The organism is Rhodococcus aerolatus (genome assembly GCF_054783215.1).
Genome location: NZ_BAAGQZ010000004.1, coordinates 38,359 through 54,669 on the forward strand (window position 1 = coordinate 38,359; position 16,311 = coordinate 54,669).

The 16,311-nt window shown below is 77.0% G+C and carries 14 protein-coding genes; 5 read left to right on the forward strand and 9 right to left on the reverse strand.

The features are described 5' to 3' along the window. Positions 1 to 9 precede the first annotated feature (9 nt). From ACYVOF_RS01800 to ACYVOF_RS01810, 3 genes are read right to left on the reverse strand one after another with little or no spacing between them, the layout of a single operon-like run. Positions 10 to 1,089, reverse strand: coding sequence for an NADH:flavin oxidoreductase/NADH oxidase (locus ACYVOF_RS01800; RefSeq protein ID WP_460863733.1), 1,080 nt, complete (start codon positions 1,087 to 1,089; stop codon positions 10 to 12). After that, complete coding sequence (locus ACYVOF_RS01805; RefSeq protein ID WP_460863735.1) at positions 1,086 to 2,189, reverse strand: YihY/virulence factor BrkB family protein; 1,104 nt, start codon at positions 2,187 to 2,189, stop codon at positions 1,086 to 1,088. The genes ACYVOF_RS01800 and ACYVOF_RS01805 overlap by 4 nt, the downstream gene beginning before the upstream one ends. Further along, positions 2,186 to 2,809, reverse strand: coding sequence for a type II toxin-antitoxin system prevent-host-death family antitoxin (locus ACYVOF_RS01810; protein ID WP_460863737.1), 624 nt, complete (start codon positions 2,807 to 2,809; stop codon positions 2,186 to 2,188). Before ACYVOF_RS01810 ends, ACYVOF_RS01805 begins: the two co-directional genes overlap by 4 nt. A gap of 110 nt (positions 2,810 to 2,919) precedes the next feature. Between ACYVOF_RS01810 and ACYVOF_RS01815 the strand changes: the two genes are divergently transcribed. After that, entirely contained in the window at positions 2,920 to 4,407 is a 1,488-nt protein-coding gene (locus tag ACYVOF_RS01815; RefSeq protein WP_460863739.1) for an MFS transporter, read from the forward strand. A 21-nt stretch (positions 4,408 to 4,428) separates the two neighbouring features. Here ACYVOF_RS01815 and ACYVOF_RS01820 read toward each other — a convergent pair whose 3' ends face one another. Next, complete coding sequence (locus ACYVOF_RS01820; RefSeq protein WP_460863740.1) at positions 4,429 to 4,893, reverse strand: MarR family winged helix-turn-helix transcriptional regulator; 465 nt, start codon at positions 4,891 to 4,893, stop codon at positions 4,429 to 4,431. A gap of 218 nt (positions 4,894 to 5,111) precedes the next feature. On the opposite strand from ACYVOF_RS01820, the gene ACYVOF_RS01825 reads away from it, so the two are divergent. Next, positions 5,112 to 6,812, forward strand: coding sequence for an ABC transporter ATP-binding protein (locus ACYVOF_RS01825; RefSeq protein WP_460864084.1), 1,701 nt, complete (start codon positions 5,112 to 5,114; stop codon positions 6,810 to 6,812). A 22-nt stretch (positions 6,813 to 6,834) separates the two neighbouring features. Here ACYVOF_RS01825 and ACYVOF_RS01830 read toward each other — a convergent pair whose 3' ends face one another. Genes ACYVOF_RS01830 through ACYVOF_RS01840 form a run of 3 tightly spaced genes read right to left on the reverse strand, consistent with a single transcriptional unit; the run spans position 6,835 to position 9,880 of the window. Continuing rightward, a complete protein-coding gene (locus tag ACYVOF_RS01830; protein WP_460863742.1) occupies positions 6,835 to 7,794 on the reverse strand; it encodes an ROK family protein in 960 nt (319 codons plus the stop codon). A 47-nt stretch (positions 7,795 to 7,841) separates the two neighbouring features. Next, on the reverse strand, positions 7,842 to 9,071 hold the full coding sequence (locus ACYVOF_RS01835) for a glycoside hydrolase family 3 N-terminal domain-containing protein (RefSeq protein ID WP_460863744.1): 1,230 nt from the start codon (positions 9,069 to 9,071) through the stop codon (positions 7,842 to 7,844). Beyond that, a complete protein-coding gene (locus ACYVOF_RS01840) occupies positions 9,068 to 9,880 on the reverse strand; it encodes an acyl-CoA thioesterase (protein WP_460863746.1) in 813 nt (270 codons plus the stop codon). The genes ACYVOF_RS01835 and ACYVOF_RS01840 overlap by 4 nt, the downstream gene beginning before the upstream one ends. Before the next feature lie 98 nt (positions 9,881 to 9,978). Here ACYVOF_RS01840 and ACYVOF_RS01845 point away from each other — a divergent pair, with 98 nt between their 5' ends. From ACYVOF_RS01845 to ACYVOF_RS01855, 3 genes are read left to right on the forward strand one after another with little or no spacing between them, the layout of a single operon-like run. After that, positions 9,979 to 11,571: a GGDEF domain-containing protein gene (locus tag ACYVOF_RS01845; RefSeq protein ID WP_460863747.1), complete on the forward strand. Its 1,593-nt coding sequence runs from the start codon at positions 9,979 to 9,981 to the stop codon at positions 11,569 to 11,571. A gap of 22 nt (positions 11,572 to 11,593) precedes the next feature. Continuing rightward, the gene (locus tag ACYVOF_RS01850; protein WP_460863749.1) at positions 11,594 to 12,604 is read left to right on the forward strand and encodes a YihY/virulence factor BrkB family protein; all 1,011 of its coding nucleotides are present in this window, start codon (positions 11,594 to 11,596) and stop codon (positions 12,602 to 12,604) included. Beyond that, positions 12,601 to 13,401, forward strand: a complete 801-nt coding sequence (locus ACYVOF_RS01855; RefSeq protein ID WP_460863751.1) for an enoyl-CoA hydratase — start codon at positions 12,601 to 12,603, stop codon at positions 13,399 to 13,401. The genes ACYVOF_RS01850 and ACYVOF_RS01855 overlap by 4 nt, the downstream gene beginning before the upstream one ends. On the opposite strand, the gene ACYVOF_RS01860 is transcribed toward ACYVOF_RS01855, so the two are convergent. Both ACYVOF_RS01860 and ACYVOF_RS01865 read right to left on the reverse strand, forming a co-directional pair. Beyond that, entirely contained in the window at positions 13,398 to 14,165 is a 768-nt protein-coding gene (locus ACYVOF_RS01860) for an energy-coupling factor transporter transmembrane component T family protein (protein WP_460863753.1), read from the reverse strand. The genes ACYVOF_RS01855 and ACYVOF_RS01860 overlap by 4 nt on opposite strands. Further along, complete coding sequence (locus tag ACYVOF_RS01865) at positions 14,162 to 16,237, reverse strand: ABC transporter ATP-binding protein (RefSeq protein WP_460863755.1); 2,076 nt, start codon at positions 16,235 to 16,237, stop codon at positions 14,162 to 14,164. Before ACYVOF_RS01865 ends, ACYVOF_RS01860 begins: the two co-directional genes overlap by 4 nt. Between the last annotated feature and the right edge of the window lie 74 nt (positions 16,238 to 16,311).

A 16,311-nucleotide genomic window follows, 5' to 3' on the forward strand; every position in this document is an offset into this window, starting at 1 on the left:
GGTCGCGGGTCAGCGCCAGGCGCCGCGCGCGTACTGGGGCGGGTAGGGGGCGTCCTCGGGGGCGACGTGCAGCTCGTGGGCGGCGCGCAGCGGCCAGGACGGCTCCCGGATGGCGGCCCGGGCCAGCAGCACCGCGTCGGCGGCCCCGTCGACGAGCAGCGTCTCCGCCTGCAGCGGGTCGGTGATGAGCCCGACGGCGCCGACGGGCACCTTCCCCTCCTCCCGCACCTGGCGGGCGTGGGGCACCTGGTAGCCGGGGCCGGCGGGGATGTCGGCGAGCACGTTGCCCCCGCTGGAGACGTCGGCCAGGTCGACGCCGTGCTCGGCGAGCAGCGCCGCGAGCCGCGCGGTCTCGCCGGTGTCCCAGCCGCCCTCGGTCCAGTCCGTCGCGGAGTAGCGGACGAACAGCGGCTTCTCCTCGGGCCAGACCTCGCGGATCGCGTCGACGACCTCGACCACGACCCGGGTGCGGCCCTCGAACGAGCCCCCGTAGCCGTCGGTGCGGTGGTTGGACAGCGGGGAGACGAACTCGTGCAGCAGGTAGCCGTGCGCGGCGTGGACCTCGACGACCTCGAAGCCGGCGGCGTCGGCGCGCGCCGCGGCGGCCCGGAAGTCCGCGACCACCCCGGCGATCTCGTCGGTGGTCAGCTCGTGGGGGGTGTCGTAGCCGTCGAAGGCCACCGCGGACGGGGCCACGGCCGTCCAGCCACCCTCTGCCGCGGGCACGGTGCCCTCCCCGTCGGCGAACGGCGAGTACGTCGACGCCTTGCGCCCGGCGTGGGCGAGCTGGATGCCGGGGACGGCGCCCAGGTCGCGGACGTGGGAGACGATGCGCGCCCAGGCGTCGCGCTGGGCGTCGTCCCAGATGCCGGCGTCCTCGGGGGAGATGCGGCCCTCGGGGCTGACGGCCGCGGCCTCGGTCAGCACCAGGCCGAACCCGCCGGCCGCCCGCGCCCCGAGGTGGGACAGGTGCCAGTCGGTGGGCACGCCGTCGCGGGCGCCGCAGGAGTACTGGCACATCGGGGCCAGCCAGGCACGGTTGCGGAAGGTGGTACCGCGCAGGGTCAGCGGCTCGAACAGACGGCTCATGGCTGCTGCAGCGCGGCCGGGCCCTCCCGTTGTTCCCGCCCCGGCTCGTGCTCGGCCGGCCCGTGCTGCGGCGCGCGCCACATCCGCACCGTCACCGGGGCCGGCCACAGCTCCTGGATCGCGTTGTTCAGCTGGGCCCCCAGCACGATGCCCATGCCGAAGAAGAACGTGGCCAGCAGGAAGGCGATCGGCGCCGCCAGGGCCCCGTAGGTGTAGCCGGTGCTGGTGACCCAGCCGATGTAGACCCGCAGGCCCAGGGTGGCGACGAGGAACACCGCCACGCCAAGCACGGCCCCCGGCAGGCCGCGGCGCCACGGCAGCCGGTTGGGCAGCGCGACCTTGAACAGCAGGCTCAGCGCGAGCACGAGCAGCAGCGCCAGGGACGGGAACGCCACCCACCGCAGCACCCCGGTGCTGACGCCGTCGAGCGCGTCGGGCACCAGCCGGCGCAGCAGGTCCGGGCCCAGCGCCAGCACCGGCAGCGCGAAGACCCCGACCACGAGGCCGACGACGTAGATGAGCACGGCCAGCAGCCGCTGCCAGACGAGGTTGCGCACCCCGTACTGGTCGTGGGCCTTGGTCACCGAGTCCACGAAGGACGACACGGCCGACGAGCCCGCCCACAGCGAGATGAGGAAGCCGACGGAGACCAGCTCGCCGCGGCCGGTGGTGAGGATGTCCGACACCGTGGGCGAGATGATCTGCTCGACGGCGTTGGGGCTGAACACGTTGCCGGCCACCTCGGTGATGCGGCGCTGCACGGTGACCACGGTGTCGGGGCCGAACCACTCCCCGACGTAGCCGAGGCTGCCCAGCAGCCCGAGCAGCAGCGGCGGCAGCGAGAGGGTCTGCCAGAAGGCGGCCTGGGCGGACTCGCCGAACAGGCTGTCGTCCCACGCCTTGACCAGCATCCGCCGGACGGCCTTGCGGACGGTCGGGTCGGGGTCGGCCGGTGCGGGGGTCAGACGGGTCGACCCGCGGACGCCCTCGGCCACGGCCGCGAACCGGCCGGTGACCCGCTCCAGCGCGCCGGTGTGCACCTCCTGGCCGTCCCCCACCCCTGCACTGTCCTCCCCCGGGCCGGGGCTGCGGGAGCTCACGCCGCGAGCAGGGCGCGCCACGCGTCGAGCCGGCGCTCCCACCCGGTGCGGTGCTGCGCCGTGGCGGCCACGTCGACGAGCCCGCGGTGGGTGAGGACGGCCGTGGTGGGGGCCTGCTCGCCGACCAGCTCGAGCCGGACGACGGAGGCGGCAGCAGGGCCGGGGTCGGTCCAGGCCAGCTCGAGCAGGCGGGGGGCCGCGACGGCGGTCACCTCGGCCGCCGCGGGCTCGACCCCGCCGACGGGCAGGCCCACCTCGTCGACGAGCACCGCGCCCGGCCACCACCGGCCGAGCAGGGTGGGGTCGACGAGGCTGCGCCACGCCGTGGCCGGGTCGCACGGCAGGGTCACGGCGACGGTGACGGCGTGCGCGTCGTCGAGCAGCCGGTCCCGGTGCCGGGCGGCGTCGAGCGCGCGCAGCCGCTCGAGGTCGGCGACGGGGACCACCGCGGCCGCGGCCCGGCCGTGCCGGGTGAGCACCGTGCGCCGCCCGCCGTGCTCGGCCCGGCCCACGACCTCGGCGATCCGCGCCCGGGCCTCGGTGACCGGCACAGTGACCGGCACGGTGGCCGGGGGGTCACCCTCGACCGTCCCGGACGGGGTGTCGTCCGCCGCTGTCATGCACAAAATGTACAAGCCGTACGGCCGCTCGCCGGACGACACCCGAGCTCCCGGCCCGGCGGGAGAACTTGCGTGCGGAATGAAACGACCGGGTGCGACGATCTACAGCTGTGACGACCCCTGCCCCCGCGGCGCGCCCGGCCCGGGCCTCCCGCGTGCTGCTGCCCGCGCTGAGCTTCGTGGTCATGGTGGTCGCGGTCCTGCAGACCCTCGTGGTGCCCGTGCTGGCCGACATCGGCGCCCAGCTCGGCGCCGGCACCGCGGCCGTCGGCTGGGTGGTCACGGCCAACCTGCTCGCCGCCGCCGTGATGACCCCGGTGCTGGGCAGGCTCGGCGACGTCCACGGCAAGCGCCCGGTGCTCGTCGGGGTGCTCGTCGTCGTCGCCGCGGGCGCCCTGCTGGCCGCGGCCACCTCGTCGCTGCCCCTGCTCATCGCCGGCCGCGTGCTGCAGGGCGCGTCGTTCGCGCTCTTCCCGCTGGGCATGGCCGTGCTGCGCGACGAGCTGCCCGCCGAGAAGCTCACCAGCGGCATGGCCGTCGTCTCCGGCACGCTCGGCGTGGGCGGCGGCTTCGGCCTCGTCCTCACCGGCCTGCTGACCGACGGCGGCGCCGACTACCACCGCATCTTCTGGCTCGCCCTCGGCGTCGTCCTCGCCGCCCTCGTGCTGACCCTGGTGGTCGTGCCCCGCCGACCCGGGGCGGGCGGGCGCGTCGACTGGCTCGGCGGCCTGGTCCTCGGCGCGAGCCTCGTCCTGCTGCTGCTGCCGCTCTCCCAGGGCCACACCTGGGGCTGGGCCTCGCCGCGCACCGTCGGCGCGTTCGTCGCCGCCGCGGTCCTGTTCGCCGGGTGGGTCCGGCTCGAGGGCCGCGTGGCCGCACCGCTGGTCACCCGCCGCGTGCTCACCCACCGGCCCGTCGTCGTGACCAACCTCGCCGCGCTGTGCATCGGGATGGCGCTGTTCGTCTCGTTCCTCGGGGTCTCCACGCTGGTGCAGGTGCCCCGGGCCGTGGCGGGCTACGGCTTCACCGCCAGCGTGCTGCAGGCCAGCGTGGTCTACCTGCTGCCCGGCGCGCTCGTCGGCGTCGTCGTCGCGCCGCTCGCCGGCCGGATGGTTCGCCGCGTCGGCGGCCGGCTGACGCTGCTGCTCGCGTCCGTCCTCGGCGCCGTGGGCTACGTGGCGCTCGCGGTCGCGCACAGCACCACCGCGCTCGTCATCGGCGGCGCGGTCGTGGTCAACGTCGGCGTCACCGTGGCCTACGCGGCGCTGCCCGCGCTGCTCGTCGCCGAGGTGGAGCCCGCCGAGACGGGGGTGGCCAACAGCGTCAACTCCATCGCCCGCTCGGTGGGCAGCTCGGTGGCCAGCGCGGTCGTCGTCACGCTGCTCGCCGGCGGGGTGCTCCCCTCGACCGGGCTGCCGGCCGAGTCCGTCTTCACCCTCGCGTTCACCCTCGGCGCCGTGGTGTGCGCGGTCGCCGCCCTGCTCGCCCTGCTGGGCCTGCCCCGGGGGCTGCGCCGGCCCGACCCGGCCGAGCAGGAGGCGGAGGACGCGCAGGCCCGCGGCCTGGAGTGGTCGGGCGGCTCGGTCCGCCTCTCCTGAGGCCGGGCAGCCCTGCCCCTGTCAGCGGGCGGGCTGCTCCGCCCAGGCGGCCCCCGCGGCCGCGTCCACCCGCACCAGCAGGGCGTGCAGCTGGGCCCGGTCCGCCTCCGGCAGCACGGCCAGCAGCTCCTCGGCGGCGCGGCGGCGCTCGTCGCGCAGCGCGGCCTGCTGCGAGCGGCCCGCACCGGTGAGGCGCACCCGAACGGCGCGGCGGTCCGCCGGGTCGGGCACGCGCTCCACGAGGCCGGCCTCGGCCAGCAGGTCCACCGTGGTCGTGGCCGAGCGCGGCACCACGCGCAGCGCGGCCGCGAGGTCGGCCATGCGCACCGGCTCGTGACGGCCCACCACGCCGAGGGCGCGCACCGCGGCCGGGGTCAGCCCCAGCGGGGCCAGCCGCGCCCGCGAGCGCCCGTGCAGCCAGCGGGCGACCCGGGTCAGCAGCTCCCCGGTCGAGGGGTCCTCGCCGGGCGTCGCGGTCTCGGGCACGGTCCCACTGTAGCGAGTCCACATCATTGTGAGCAACACTCAGCACGTGGTAGCCTGCCCACCGCGGCCGCGGTCCGGCCGCAGGAAGGAGGTGGCCCGTGCGACCGGAACCCACCACAGCCACCGCCGCGCCGGCTCCCGGCACACCGCCCCCCGACGGGCGGCGCATCCTCGCCCTGTTCCGCCCCCACCGGCTGCGCCTCGCCCTCGTCGGGCTGATGATCGGCCTGTCCGCGCTGCTCGGCCTCGCCCAGCCGCTGCTCATCCGCGAGGCGGTCGACGTCGCGCTGCCCGAGCGCGACCTGCGCCTGCTCGTCCTCATCGTGCTCGGCATGGTCGGCGCGGCCGTGCTCAGCTCGGGCCTCGACGTCTACCAGACGCTCATCTCCAACACCGTCGGCCAGCGCGTCATGCACCGGCTGCGCACCAGCGTCTACACCCACCTGCAGCGCATGTCGCTGGCCTACTTCACCCGCACGCGCACCGGGGACGTGCAGTCGCGCATCGGCAACGACATCGGCGGCGTGCAGTCCGTGGTCACCTCCACGGTCACCAGCCTGGTCAGCTCGTTCACCACCGTGCTCGCCACGTTCGTCGCCATGCTGGTGCTGGACTGGCGCCTGGCGCTGGTCACCCTCGTCGTCGTGCCCTTCTTCGTGTGGCTCGCCCGCACCGTGGGCGCTATGCGCCGCCGCATCACCGCCGAGCGCCAGCGGCGCCTGTCCGGCATGAGCTCGCTGGTCGAGGAGACGCTGTCCATCAGCGGGATCGTGCTGAGCCGCACCATGGGCCGCGGGGTCGACCTCTCCGCCCGCTTCGACGGCACGTCCACCGAGGTGGCCGACCTCGAGGTCCGCTCGGCCATGGCCGGGCGGTGGCGGATGGCCACCGTGCAGATCGCCTTCGCCGGGATGCCCGCGCTGGCCTACCTCATCGGCGGCCTCGCCGGGGCCGGCTCACCCGCGGGGGGCTCGCTCACCATCGGCACGCTCGTCGCGTTCACCACCCTGCAGACGCGGCTGCTGTTCCCCATGCTCTCGCTGCTGCGCCTCGGGGTCGAGGTGCAGAGCTCGCTGGCCCTGTTCACCCGCGTCTTCGAGGTGCTCGACACCCCGGTCGACCTGGTCGAACCCGCTGCACCGGCGCCGATCTCGCGCGCGGACGTCCGCGGCGAGGTGCGCCTGGAGCACGTGTCGTTCGGCTACGAGCCGGGCGTGCCGACGCTGCGCGACGTCGACCTCACCGTGCCCGCCGGGACCACCCTGGCCGTCGTCGGGGCCACCGGCTCGGGCAAGACCACGCTGGGCTACCTGGCCAGCCGCCTCTACGACGTGGACTCCGGGGCCGTCACCGTCGACGGGGTCGACCTGCGGGACATGACGCTGGCCCAGCGCGCGAGCATCGTCGCCGTGGTGTCGCAGGAGACCACCCTGCTGCACACCACGGTCGCGGAGAACCTGCGCTTCGCCAAGCCCGACGCCACCGACGCCGAGCTCGAGTCCGCCGCGCGCGACGCCCAGGTCCACGAGCTCATCTCCTCGCTGCCCCAGGGCTACGACACGATGGTCGGCGAGCGCGGCTACCGGTTCTCCGGCGGGGAGAAGCAGCGCCTGGCCATCGCCCGTGCGGTGCTGCGCGACCCAGCGGTGCTGGTGCTCGACGAGGCGACCTCGGCGCTGGACACCCGCACCGAGCGCGCCGTGCAGGCCGCGCTGGACCGGCTCGCCGGCGGGCGCACCACGATCGCCATCGCGCACCGGCTCTCCACCGTCCGCGACGCCGACCAGGTGGTGGTGCTCGACCACGGCCGCGTCGTGGAGCGCGGCACGCACGACGAGCTCGTCGCCCTCGGCGGCCGCTACGCCGCGCTGGTGGCCGGGTCCGACGGGGACGACGACCCGGACCTGCTGGCCGCCTGAGGGGTTCGCCGCAGGGTGCCGCTCAGCTCGTGAGCAGCACGGCGTGGCCGAGCGAGGCCGCACCGACCACCCCGGCGTCATCCCCCAGCTCGGCGACCACGAACGCCAGGTCCGGGTTGGGCTGCAGCAACCAGGGCTCGGCCGCGGCCTGCAGCCGGTCGGCCAGGTCCTGGCCCAGCTTCTCGGCCATGCCGCCCCCGACGACCACGCGCTCCACGTCGAGCAGGTTGCACACCGACCCGAGCGCCACCCCGAGCTTGGCCACCGCGTCGTCGAACAGCTCGGTGGCCAGCTCGTCGCCGTCCTCCAGCGCCCGGGCCCACACCTTGGACGTCAGCGCGTCCTTGCCCTCGTCGTCGCGGATCTGGTGCAGCGAGGTGGTGCGCCCCGCCTCGACCATCGCCCCGACCACCCGGGCCATGGAGCGGCGCCCGGCGTAGGCCTCGACGCAGCCGCGCCGGCCGCACCCGCACAGCGCGCCCCCGGGCTGCACGACGACGTGCCCGAGCTCCCCGGCCGCCCCCCGCGAGCCGTTGGCGGGCCGGCCGCCGAGCACCAGCGCGCCGCCGATGCCCGTGCCCGTCCACAGCCCGAGCACGTCGTCGCAGCCGCGGGCCGCCCCGGCGACCCACTCGCCCAGCAGGCCGACGTCGGCGTCGTTGCCCAGCGCCACCGGGACGCCGTCGAGCCGCTCGCGCAGCCCGCCGACGAGGTCGACGTCGGCGGTCCAGCCGCCGAGGTTGGGCACGGTGAGCACCTGCCCGTCGTGGACCACGCCGGGGATGCCGACGCCGACGGCCGCGGGCGTCTCGTCGAGCGAGCCGACGAGCTCGGCGATCGCATCCATCACCGCCTCGGGACCCTCGGCGGGGGTGTCGGTCTTCGCCCGGCCGTGCACCTCGTGGTCGTCAGAGACGAGGCCGACCTCGACGTTGGTGCCCCCGACGTCGACCCCGGCCACCAGCGGTCCCTGCTTCGTCACCGCCACTGCCTACCCCTCCCGGCCCCTGGAGTCCACGGGAGCGGGCCTCAGCAGCGCAGCAGCCGGGCCCGTTCCTTCGCCGCCAGCACCCGCCGCACGGACACGGCCACCCGCTCGGCCAGCTCGGGGGCGGCGAGCGCGGCCACCACCGGCGCCACGTCGGAGGTGGCGACGGTGAGCACCACGTCCCCGCCCGCGGCGAGGAACCGGGTGGCCCGCTGCGCCGGCGGCACGTCCGCCACGGCGACGGCGGCCCCGACGTCGTCGGTGAGGACGAGCCCGTCGAAGCCGAGCCCGCCGGCCGCGGTCGGGCCGCGCAGCAGGTCGGTGACGATCGCGCGGGAGAACAGCGCCAGGTCGTCGGGGTCGAGCCGGGGGTAGGACGCGGAGGAGACCATGACGGCGGCGGTCCCGGCCCGGACGGCGGCGCGGAAGGGCTCCAGCGACCCGTCGGTGCGCAGGTCCCCGGGGTCGGTGGCCCCGGTGGCGGTGTCGGTGTTCACCGCGACCCGGCCGAGGCCGGGGAAGTGCTTGGCCGTGGTGAGCAGGCCGACGTCCTGGGCGGCGGTGACCACCGTGGCCACGGCGTCGGCGACGGTGGCGGGGTCCGAGCCGTACTGCCGGTCGAACACCCCGATGGGCGGGTTGTCCGCAGCCGTGCCGGGCGGGACCACGTCGGCGACGGGGGCGAGGTCGAGGGTGACCCCGGCCCGGCGGACCGCGTCGGCCCAGCGCCGGGTGACCGAGCCCAGCGTGGCGGGGCTGGCGCCCTGCACCACCGCGGTGGGGACCTGCCCGATCCCCAGGCCCGAGAGGGTCTGCACCTGCCCGCCCTCGACGTCGGCGGAGACGAGCAGCGGCACGGCCGGGGACGCCTGCTGCAGCGCCGCGACCTCCGCCGCGACGGTCTCGACCGGGGCGGTCGAGCGGCCCTGCAGGAACACCCCGCCCACCCCGGTCGAGGCGACGAGGTCGGCACCCGAGGCGGGGTCGGTCGCGGGCACCCCGACCATGACCAGCTGGGCCGCGCGCTGCTCCGGGGTCAGGGCGTCGAGCGTGCGGGCGACGCACGCGGACACCGCCGGCGCGGCGGGAGTGCTGGGCGGGGCAGGGGCCGCGGTCGGCCCGGGGGTGGGCACCGCCGGGGCGGTGCTGCTCGCGGCGGGCGGGGTGCTGCCCGTGGTCGGGGCGGACGCGGTGCTGCCCGACCCGCACGCCGCGGCGGCGAGCGCGACCACGGCCAGCAGCCCGACCAGCGCCGGGCGTCCCCCGGTCACCGCGGGAACCGGACCAGGCCTTCCTGGACGACCGCGGCCACCATGTTCCCCCCGCGGTCGAAGATGCGGCCCTGGGTCAGCGCGCGACCCAGCCCCGCCGAGGGCGACGTCTGGTCGTAGAGCAGCCACTCGTCGGCGCGGAACGGCCGCAGGAACCACAGGGCGTGGTCCAGCGACGCGGTCTGCGCCTGGATGCCGGGGTGCGGCACGAACGCCGAGCCCAGCAGGGTCATGTCCGACATGTAGGCCAGCGCGCAGACGTGGAAGACCGGGTCCGCGGGCAGCGGGTCGCGGTAGCGGAACCACACCTGCTGCTGGGCGGCGGCGTTCTCGCGGCGCACCAGCTGCTCGGCGGGGACCTTGCGCAGGTCCCACTTGGGCCACTCGCGGCGGTGCCAGTCCTCGGAGGTGGGGTCGTCCAGCGCGTCGGGCAGCTCCTCGGGCCCGATGACCTGCGGCATCGCGTCCTGGTGCTCGGGCCCGGTGTCCCCGTCGTGGAAGGACGCGGACATGGAGAAGATGGGCTTGCCCGCCTGCACCCCGGTCACCCGGCGGGTGACGAAGGAGCGGCCCTCGCGGACCCGGTCGACCAGGTAGACGGTGGGCATGTCCGGGCGGCCGGGCCGCAGGAAGTACCCGTGCAGGGAGTTGACGACGAACTCCCCGGACACGGTGCGAGCCGCGGCGACGAGGGCCTGGCCCGCGACCTGCCCGCCGAAGGTGCGCTGCAGCGTCGTGTTCGGCGAGCTGCCCCGGAAGATGTCCTCCTCGAGCTGCTCGACCTCGAGGATCTCCTGGATCGGGGCCACGCGCTGGAGGCTAGCAACGGCGCGGGGGCGCCCCGAGCCACCGTGTGCTGCGGATGATCGACAGCCAGGACCGCCCACCGTCACTACCCTCGGCCGCGGTGAGCACGCCGGCACGACCCCGCGGGACCACCGAGGCCGTGTCGCCCCCGGTCCGGCGGTGGGTGAGCGACGCGCTCGCGGGCCGGGTCGGGCCGGTGCTCACCGCGACCGCGCGGGTGGGCGACCTCGACCCCGCGACCCGGGCGTGGTCGGCCTACGCCCGCTCGGTGGCGCTGGCCAACGCGGGGCGGCCGGACCTCACCCTCGTGACCTGCACCGAGGCGCTGCCGGCGGCGGCCGAGCTGGCCGACGGGGGCGCGGAGTGCCTGCTGCGGCTGATGCGGGTGGGGCTGGCGCCGCGGCTGGCGGTGGAGGCGTCGGGCATCGACGACCTCGTCGGCGCCGAGGCCGCGCTGGCGCGCACCACCGACCCCGCGGTGCGCGGGTGGTGCGGCTTCGGCTTCGGCTGGACGTGCACCGAGCTGAACCTGCCCGAGATGGCGCTGGCCCACCTGGCGGCCGCCCCCACCGCGGCCCTGGTCCCCGAGCAGGCCACCCTGGTCGAGCTGGTCCGGGTGACCGCGCTGCTGCAGCAGGCCGAGCAGGTCGAGCTGGTCGGCGGTGACCCGGGCGGGGCGGACCCCGCCGAGCTGCGCGGCCGGGCCGCGGACCACGCCCGCACGGCGGCGGAGCTGGTCGCCGCCGCCCGCGACGCACCCGGGTGGAGCCCCGAGGCCCGGCGCCGGTGGGGAGCCGCCACGGCGGAGGTCGCCCTCGTGCTCAGCGGGTGGCGGGAGGACCCGGCCGGCGCGGTGCGGTCCGCCCGCGCCGCGCTCGACGGCGGGCGGGGCCGGGTCGCGGTGACCGGGCTGGGGCACCTGCCCGCCGTGCTCGTGCGCTCCCTGGCCGCGCTCGGCGACCCCGCGCGGGCCCTGGCCGAGGGCGCCGCCCTGCTCGCGCGGCCCCGCGGGGTCCTGTCCCCCGCCGGGGAGCTCACCCTGCGCCACGCCCTGCTGGAGGTGAGCGCGGCCGGCGGTGACGCGGTCGCGGTCAACGCGCTCGCCGTGACCGTCGCCCAGGCCCGCAGCCTGGTCGCCGAGCACCGCCGCGGCGCGGTGGCCGTGCAGGACGCACTGGCGCTGCGCCGGGTCACCGCCGCGCACGAGGCCGAGCGCCGCGCCGCCCGGGAGGACCCGCTGACCCGGGTGGGCAACCGCCGCGCCCTGGACGAGGCGGTCGCCGCGGCGCAGGGCAGCACGGTGGCCGTGCTGGTCATCGACGTCGACGACTTCAAGACCCTCAACGACGGGTGGGGCCACGCGGCGGGCGACGAGGTCCTCGTCGCCGTGGCCGGGGTGCTGCGCGCCCAGTGCCGCGCCGAGGACCAGGTCTTCCGCACCGGCGGCGACGAGTTCGTCGTCCTCGCCCGGGGCGCGGACCACGCCGCCGCCGACGCCATCGGCGCGCGGGTCGGCGCCGCGGTCGGCGAGCTGCGCCTGGAGGGGCTGCGCGCGGACCAGCTGCTGCCCGCGGCCGACCAGCGGATGTACGTCGCCAAGCGGGCGCGGCGGCGCGCCGGGCACCGCCCGACGCGCGTCGGCGGCGGCGACCCGGTTCGATCGGACCGGGACGCGGCGGCCGCCGGGTCCTGACGAGGCGCGGGGGAGGACCGACGTGGGTGTGGCGGACCGGCTCGACGGGCTGCAGCAGCGGCACCCGGCGCTGAGCTTCCCGCTCGGGGTGGTCTACAAGTTCGTCGACGACCAGGGCGGGTACCTCGCCGCCCTCATCGCCTACTACGCCTTCGTCTCGCTGTTCCCCCTGCTGCTCCTGCTCACCACCGTGCTGTCCGTCGTGCTCGTCGGTCACCCCGAGGTGCAGCAGCAGGTGGTCACCTCCGCGCTGTCCCAGATCCCCGTCATCGGCAGCCAGCTCGGCGAGCCCGACCGGCTCAGCGGCGGCACCGCGGGGGTCGTCATCGGTGTCGTGGGCGCCACCTACGGCGCGCTCGGCGTGGCGCAGGCCTTCCAGAACGCGCTGAACACCGCGTGGGCGGTGCCGCGCAACTCCCGGCCCAACCCGATCCTCGCCCGCGGGCGCAGCCTGCTGCTGCTGGGCACCGTCGGGCTGGCCCTGCTGGCGACGACGGTCGTCTCCGCCGTCGGCGGCGGGCTCGGCGGCTTCGGGGTGGCGGGGCGGACCGTGGCCCTGGTGGCGTCGGTCCTGGTCAACGCGGCGGCGTTCGTGCTCGCGTTCCGCATCGGCACGACGCGGGCGGTCTCGGTGCGCGACGTCGCCCCCGGTGCGATCGCCGCCGCCGTGGTGTGGCAGCTGCTGCAGTCCTTCGGCGCGCTCTACGTCGGCCGGGTCGTGGCCACGTCCAGCGCGACGAACGGGGTCTTCGCGCTGGTCCTCGGCCTGCTCGCGTTCCTCTACGTCGCCTCGCTGGCCATCGTGCTGTGCATCGAGGTCAACGCGGTGCGGGTCGACCGGCTGCACCCCCGCTCGCTGATGACCCCGTTCACCGACGACGTCGTGCTCACCCCGGGCGACCGCCGCGCCTACCGCAACCAGGCGCAGGCCCAGCGGACCAAGGGGTTCGAGACCGTGGACGTCACCTTCGCCGCGCCCGAGGGTGTAGACACGGCGGCAGCGTCCCCGCACCACCCCCAGGAGGCCCCGTGACCAGCACCGTCACCCCCACCGGCACCGCACCCGGCGTCTCGAGCACGGTGGACGACGGGGTCGGCGTGCTCACGCTGTGCCGGCCCGAGAAGCGCAACGCGCTCTCCACCGCGGTGATGCGCGAGCTGACCGCCGCGCTGCGCGACCTGGGCGCGCGCGAGGACGTGCGCGCGATCGTGCTGCGCCACGAGGGGCCCGCCTTCTCCGCCGGGCACGACCTCGCCGAGATGGTCGGGGCGGACCTCGAGGACGAGCGCACCGTGTTCGCGGTGTGCACCGAGCTCATGGCCGCGGTGCACGAGGTGCCGCAGCCCGTCGTCGCCGCCGTCACCGGGATGGCCGTGGCCGCCGGGTGCCAGCTCGCCGCGACGTGCGACCTGGTGGTGGCGGCCGACTCGGCGGTGTTCGGCACCCCCGGCGTGCGCATCGGGCTGTTCTGCTCGACGCCGATGGTGGCGGTGACCCGCGCGGTCGGCCGCAAGCGGGCCATGCAGATGCTGCTCACCGGCGACGTGATCACCGCCGCCACGGCCGCCGACTGGGGCCTGGTCAACGTCGTCGTCCCCGCCGCCGAGGTCGACGACGCGGCCGTGGCGCTGGCCCGCCGGGTCGCCACCGCGAGCCCGCTGACCCTGCGGGTGGGCAAGGCGGCGTTCTACCAGCAGGTGGACCTCTCCGAGGCCGAGGCCTACGAGCAGATGCGGGAGACGATGGCGCGCAACGCCGTCACCTGCGACGCGCAGGAGGGCATGACCGCGTTCCTGGAGAAGCGGCCGCCCGTGTGGCAGGGCCGCTAGCCGAGCCGGAACACCCCGGCGCAGACCGCCAGCACCAGCGCCAGCGCCACCGCGTCGCGCCACCCGGGCCGGCCCGGCTCGGCCGACACCCGGCCCCACCCGCCGCGGGCGGTGACGGCCTCGCCCAGCTCGCCCGCCCGGCGCATGGCCGTGGCCATCGCGGTGGTGAGCAGCTCGGGCAGCTCGGCGTTGAGCTGGGCGAGGCCGCGCCGGCCCGGGCCGCGGCGCAGCCGACGGGCGGCGCCGAGCACGCGGACCTCCTCGGCGAGCAGCGGCAGCGAGCGCAGGCACAGCGCAGTGGCCGCGGCCCACTCGTCCACGGGCAGCCGCAGCAGCCGCAGCGGCGCGCCCAGCCGGGCCAGCGCGGGCGCGACGTCGCCGAGCGGGGTGGTCCAGCCGACCAGCAGCGCCGCGAGCAGCAGCACCGCGGTGAGCACCAGCAGCCGCAGCGAGACCAGGAACGACCCCAGGCCCACGGTCACCCCGCCCAGGGCCACCTCGGGGCTGCCGCCGGCGGGGACCGCCAGCAGCAGACCCACGCCGAGGACGACCCAGAACCAGCGCCGCGGGCGGGGTACGGCCCCGGGCCCGACCCGGCCGAGCGCCGCGGTCAGCGCGACGAGCGCCCCCACGAGCCCGATCGCCGCCCAGCTCGTCACCAGCGACAGGGTCAGCCCGAGGGCGGCCACCCCGAGCAGCTTGGTGCCGGCCCACAGCCGGTGGACGACGGTGTCGCGGGGGACCTGCCGCAGGATCGTGGTCACCGCAGCACCGCGCCCACCGGGGCAGCCGCCGCGTCGCCGACGACCCGTCCGCCCGCGACGTGGACCGTCCGGTCGCACATCTGCGCCAGCTCGCCGAGGTCGTGGGAGATGACGACCAGCGTGGTGCCCCACCGCTCCCGCAGCCGGCCCAGCAGCTCGACCAGCCCGGCCCGGCTCGGGGCGTCGAGGCCGGCCAGCGGCTCGTCGAGCACCACCACCCGCGGGCGGCCGACGAGCAACCCGGCCAGGGCCACCCGGCGCAGCTGCCCACCGCTGAGGCCGTCGGTGCCCCGGGCGGCCAGCGAGGCGGGCAGCCCCACCATGCCCAGCGCCCCGGCCACGGCCCGGTCGGCGGCGCTGGCGACCCCCGCCGCGGCGGCGACGTCCTCGCCCACCGTGGGCCGCTGCAGCTGCAACCGGGCGTGCTGGAAGGCCAGGGCCACCGACCCGACCTGGTCGGCCACGGGGCGGCCGTCGAGCAGCGCCTCGCCCTCGGTGGGCCGGGTGAGCCCGGCCAGCACCCAGGCCAGGGTCGACTTGCCGGAGCCGTTGCCCCCCGCCAGGAGCACGGCCTCGCCGGCGGCGACGTCGAGGTCCACCCCGGTCAGGGCCCGGTGCGCCCAGGGCGTGCGGGCGTCGTAGACGTGGCCGACCCCGCGCAGCGAGAGCACCGGGGCCCCGCCGCGGGCCGCCCGGCGCGGGGCGGGGTCGTCCCGGGGCTCGGCGGCCGGCCCGGGAGCGGTGACGGACCGGACGCGGCCGGCCTCGACGGTGACCACCCGGTCGGCCCGGGTGGTGTCCTCGGGGCGGTGGGTGACGTGGACGACGGCGACGCCGCGGGCGGGCAGCCGCTCCAGCACGCCCACCAGCGCCGCACGGCCGGCGGGGTCGAGCATCGCGGTGGACTCGTCGGAGAGCAGCAGCCGGGGGCTGCGGGCCAGCGAGGCCGCCACCGCCAGCCGCTGCAGCTCGCCGCCGGAGAGCGTGGTGGTAGAGCGCGCGCCGTACCCGGCCAGGCCGACCTCGGCGAGCAGCGCCTCCACCTCGGCCGGGGTGCGCGGCCCGGCGCCCGCGGGCAGGCCCCACACCACGTCGTCGCGGACGAGGACGCCGAGCACCTGGCTCTCCGGGCGCTGCGAGACCAGCGCGGTGCCGCCGACAAGGCCCAGCCCCGGCGGGCCGGCGCGGTGCACGGTCCCGCCGGTGGGGGCGCGGCCGGCGAGGACGCGGACCACGGTGGACTTGCCGGAGCCGTTGTCCCCCACCACGGCCACCAGCTCCGGGCCCCACAGCTCGAGGTCCACCCCGCGCAGCGCGTCGCGCTCGGCGCCGGGGTAGCGGTAGGCGACGTGCTCGAGGGCGACGGGCAGCGGGGCGGGGGCACCGTCGCCGGCCAGCGCGCCGTCGAGGCGGTCCTCGACGGGCAGCGCGTCGAGCCGGTCGAGCACGCGGCCGAGCACGAACCACGCCACCGTCCCGGTGAGCACGGTGGAGAACGCGACGGAGATCCCGACCGGCCACCACCAGTTCGCGACGAGGGTGTCGGTGACGGCCTGCACTCGGTCGGCGCCGCCGCCCAGCCCGGGCAGCTGCCCGAGGGTGCCCGTCATCCCGCGGACGGTGTTCCGCAGCGCCAGCAGGGTCAGCTCGCGCAGGTTCGAGAAGACGAGCAGCAGCCCGATGGTCAGCAGCGCCACGCCGGGACCGGCCAGGGCGAAGCCGAGCGCGGCCGTGCCCGCACCGCGGCCGCGGCGCTTGGTCTCCCCGACGATGCCGCCGAGCAGCGCGGCCAGCCCGACCGAGACCAGGGGCGCGGTGCCCGCGACGAGGAAGCCGACGCTGCCCGCGGCGACGGCGGCGGTGAGCAGGGCGCGGGGCCGGTGGCGCTGGGCCACCACGCCGAGCGGCACCACGGCGAGCACCTGCAGCGCGGCGGCGATCGGGACGACGGAGCCGAGGACGGCCAGCACCACGGTGGCGGCCCCCATCACGGCGGCGGTGGCCAGCTCGACGGGCCGCAGCGGCCCTCTCACCCGCGGCGCGGCGGCGGGGTCGGTGCGGGCGCGGCTCACCGCACCCAGTCTGCCAGCGGACCGCGGGGGCGGCCGGGAGTGTTGACTGGCCCCCGCGCACCCCCCGTCCACCA